Source organism: Streptococcus oralis, from assembly GCF_001579025.1.
Lineage (GTDB): Bacteria > Bacillota > Bacilli > Lactobacillales > Streptococcaceae > Streptococcus > Streptococcus oralis_X.
Window position 1 is genome coordinate 609,745 of sequence record NZ_KQ970235.1, and the last position, 4,326, is coordinate 614,070.

Genomic DNA, 4,326 nt, shown 5'->3' on the forward strand with positions numbered 1-4,326 from the left:
TTGCAGTAGCAGACCTTCCAGGTTTGATTGAAGGGGCTAGTCAAGGGGTTGGTCTTGGAACCCAGTTTCTCCGTCATATTGAACGTACACGAGTTATCCTCCATGTCATCGATATGTCAGCTAGCGAAGGACGTGATCCTTATGAGGATTACCTTGCTATCAATAAGGAATTAGAATCCTACAACCTTCGTCTCATGGAACGTCCGCAGATCATTGTGGCCAACAAGATGGATATGCCTGAAAGTCAGGAAAATCTTAAAACTTTCAAGGAAAAGTTGGCAGCAAACTACGACGAGTTTGAGGAACTTCCAGCCATCTTTCCAATTTCGGGTCTGACCAAGCAAGGCTTGGCGACTCTTTTGGACGCGACAGCTGAATTGTTAGACAAGACTCCAGAATTCCCGATTTATGATGAATCCGATATGGAAGAAGAGGCTTACTATGGCTTTGACGAGGAAGAAAAAGCCTTTGAGATTAGTCGTGATGATGATGCGACATGGGTACTTTCTGGTGAAAAACTCATGAAACTCTTTAACATGACCAACTTTGACCGTGACGAATCGGTCATGAAATTTGCCCGTCAGCTTCGTGGTATGGGGGTTGACGAAGCCCTTCGTGCGCGTGGAGCCAAAGATGGTGATTTGGTTCGCATCGGTAAATTTGAGTTTGAATTTGTAGACTAGGAGATTGATATGGGAGATAAACCGATATCATTCCGAGATGCAGATGGAAATTTTGTTTCTGCAGCAGATGTGTGGAATGAAAAGAAACTAGAAGAATTGTTTAATCGTCTCAATCCAAAACGTGCTCTTCGATTGGCACGTACAAAGAAAGAAGAAACACAGTCAAAGAAATAAAAAATTCCCGTGATCTTTTGATCACGGGATTTGTTTTATTCACTAAAGAAAAATGGTGGCGCATATTTTTTAAGACTTTCAAAACAAGCTTGCGCTTTTGTAGCATCTTCACAGATAATCATGCAGACATCGTCTCCACAAAGGGTTGCAACGATATCAGGAAAGGCCAAGGAATCAATTACAGATCCAAACGATTGGGCTAAACCGGGTAAAGTTTTCAAAATAACTTGGTGTTGCACAGGACGCAACATAACAAGAGCGTCTTCCATATAGTTTTCAAGACGTTTTTCCCATTTGGAGATAGATCCTGTATTTAGCACATAGTAAGAATGATCCTCTTCGCGCACTTTTGAAAGGTTCATGGTTTTGATATCGCGTGATAAGGTAGCCTGAGTAACTTGGATATCATTTTCCGCTAACAAGGCTTGTAATTCAGCTTGAGTATGGATTTTGTTTTTTGAAACGAGGGCGCGGATAAGTTGGTGTCTGTGTTCTGATTTGTTCATAAAGTAAGTACTCCTTTTACAAGGTACAGTAGCGTGGACTGAACGAAAATGTCAGTCGGGTGGTAGGCGGTATTGTCACGTATGATGATTTCACAGTCAGTAGGATAAAGAACTAGATGGAGAGATTCTCCTTCTTTTAACTTGTCACTAGTTGCGTGCAGATAAACTGGGTAGCAATCCGTTCATCTACATTGATGTTCTTTAATGACAGTGAATCATTCAATTTGGGTAGCTTTTTGTCACGGCGTTTTGTGAATTCACTCTAAATGTAATTCACAGAGATTTCCAACATGTGGTGTAGTAGCGTGTATGATAAATGGTTACACATGTTGGTTAGAGGGAGTATCTTTTGTCCAAGTTCTATCTAGGGGCTTCTAAAATGCTTTTAGATGAACTGGATTTGATACGAAGTTTATGTTTGATTCGACTGTTCAAGTGGAAAACTTTGGTTATAGGTAGTTCAATGGTCAAATTCATTGACTTTTCCTTTGAATACTTCCATATTGAAAGTCAGGTAGATTATACCTTTTGACAAGGTAGGATAAGACTAGACTGTGCTAAATCAACAGTCAACTGATAGTCTGTATTATCTCGAATTGTAATCTCAAAGTCTGTTGTATAGAGAACCAAACGGAGAGTATCTCCTTTTTTAAGTTTGTAGATAGTTGGTTGAAGCTCTAGCTTGAAGTCCATCCATTCATTTGGTTGGATTTCTTCAATCGTCAAGAGATTGGTTCGATTTTGAAGATTAAGGTAGCCTTTGGTGATGACACGTTGGGCACTTGGGTTGAATGGTAGTTCACAGAGATTTTCTAACATGTGGTAACGGCCATTATCAATGGTTCTAGCACTTAAAACAGCTGGATAAGGTTGTAGATATTTCTTTTGTCCAAGTTCTAACAGTTGGGCTGATAATAAGCCCTTGTTTGTACTCGATTTGACACGAAGTTTCAGCTCCACTCGCCCATTTAAGTGAATGTCTTGACTTACTGGAAGGTCAATGGTGATCTGATTAGCTTTTCCTTGGTAAAGTTCAGTGTTAAAGGTCTGGTAAGTCTTGCCATAACGCTCAAAATCTTTTTGATTATAATGGTTTTGAATCACTTTTTCCTCATTACCAAGAGAGAAGGTATGCAGTTCATCCTGTTTGCCAAAGTCATCAAGACCTTGCCATCTTTGCGGTTCGGTATTGTCCTGCCAGATGACAGTCGGAAGTTGATAGCTTGAGTCAAGTCCTAACAATTTCTTACTTAACAAGGTATTCATGGACTCTCGGAAGTCAATCGACTGCCAGTTGTTCATATAGACATGGGCACCATGATGGAAAAAGAGGTGCTTATTGATATGGCTAGGAAGGGCATGAAACATCTGGTAAACATGAAGAGGTTTGACGTTCCAATCCTGGGAACCATGCGTAAAGACGACCTCAGCTTGAACCTTGTGAGCATTGAGCAGATAGTTGCGGTCATGCCAAAGTTGATTGTAGTCACCAGTATTGCGATCGAGTTTCTCTTTAACCTTTTCTAAGTCTGCTTGATGAGCTTCATTGCCACGAATATAGTCACCAGCTTGGAGGTTGCGAGAGTAGGTCAATTCAGCAAGTGAGTCAAAATCCTCACCCGGATAACCACCTGGGCTGGTCACCAGACCATTTTCTCGATAGTAGTTGTACCAAGAGGAAATTCCTGCTTCCGCGATGATGACTTCTAAGCCATCAACACCAGTGGTGGCAAGACCATTAGACATGGTACCTAGATAGGAAATTCCTGTTGTTGCGACTTTGCCGTTTGACCAGTCAGCCTTGACTTGGCGCTTGCGCGTGTGGTCTGTGAAAGCACGACAACGACCATTGAGCCAATCAATGACATTTTTATAGGCCTCGATTTGCTGATAGTCACCATTGGTCATGAGCCCTTGGGAATCCCTGGTTCCAACACCTGATACATAGAGATTGGCAAATCCACGTGGGAGGAAGTAGTCATTGAGAGTATATGAGCTATTGATATGAGATAGCTTTTCTTCAGCTTCTGAGACGACTTCTGCTTGACCATGAGGTTCAACTAAATTCAGCTTAGGTTCCTCAAGTTCAATGGTGTGGGGTAGTTTGACCTCAAGCTCCCTTTCCATTTTGTAGAGAGCCTTGTCACTGGCTTTGTCGTTGGTCCCTTGGTGATAAGGGCTGGCAGTCATAAGAGCAGGTACTTGACCATCATAACGCGGGCGAATAATGCTGACCTTGACTAAGTCAGGGAGACCGTCGTTATCAGTATCCACACGACTCTCGACATACACGACTTCACGAATGACATCATGAGTAGTGAAGGTTGCCAAGCTCTTACCGTTAAAGTAGTGGTAGTGATTATCTTCTGAAATGAGTCCATCACTAACAAGCTGATCGATGAGCGTATTTCCTTTTTTCGTTCTCGTATTGAGTAACTGATAAAGATTTTCAATGAGATCCCCATAAACAATAGGAAAACCAGTTTCTTTACGGAACTGTTCGGCATCCTCAAAGTCAACAAGATAGCTAAATCCTAAAAGTTGAAAAACTACTGTGTAGAAAATCTCCGCAGTTAACTCACGGTCTGACTGGAAAAAGGTTACTAAATCTGTTTCTTTATCCGCAGCCAAAGTTGACAAGGCATAATCCGTGTTAGAATAAGTGAAAAAACTCCAACGAATGAAGTCTTCAAACTGTCTTTTTAAGGACAGTTGGGGTGACAGCTTTAGACCAAGACCTTCTAATTCCTCAAATCGTTGAGAACTAGTGGTTGGTTGGTAGCTGAATTGATTAAAACGCATGTTTCTCTCCTTTGAAAACAGACTGGATTTATTATATCAAAAAAGAGGGAAAAATGGAATAAATAAACTTAAATGAAATAAATTTCTTAAACCAGCATATCTATTTGGTAAGTTATTATAAAATGCTGAATAAATACCATAGAAGTAAGCCTTTTTCTAGA

The 4,326-nt window shown here is 40.9% G+C and carries 4 protein-coding genes; 2 read left to right on the forward strand and 2 right to left on the reverse strand.

Going from position 1 to position 4,326, the window contains the following annotated elements:
* Positions 1–683 (forward strand): Obg family GTPase CgtA (gene cgtA / locus SORDD27_RS10165; protein WP_231069277.1); only part of this gene is annotated, 683 nt, incomplete at its 5' end.
* A 9-nt stretch (positions 684–692) separates the two neighbouring features.
* Complete coding sequence (locus tag SORDD27_RS02880; protein ID WP_000502578.1) at positions 693–857, forward strand: hypothetical protein; 165 nt, start codon at positions 693–695, stop codon at positions 855–857.
* Positions 858–892: 35 nt separating this feature from the next.
* Here SORDD27_RS02880 and SORDD27_RS02885 read toward each other — a convergent pair whose 3' ends face one another.
* On the reverse strand, positions 893–1,363 hold the full coding sequence (locus SORDD27_RS02885) for an arginine repressor (RefSeq protein ID WP_001043014.1): 471 nt from the start codon (positions 1,361–1,363) through the stop codon (positions 893–895).
* 519 nt (positions 1,364–1,882) lie between these two features.
* The gene (locus SORDD27_RS02890; protein ID WP_061427199.1) at positions 1,883–4,165 is read right to left on the reverse strand and encodes a Xaa-Pro dipeptidyl-peptidase; all 2,283 of its coding nucleotides are present in this window, start codon (positions 4,163–4,165) and stop codon (positions 1,883–1,885) included.
* Positions 4,166–4,326: the final 161 nt, after the last annotated feature.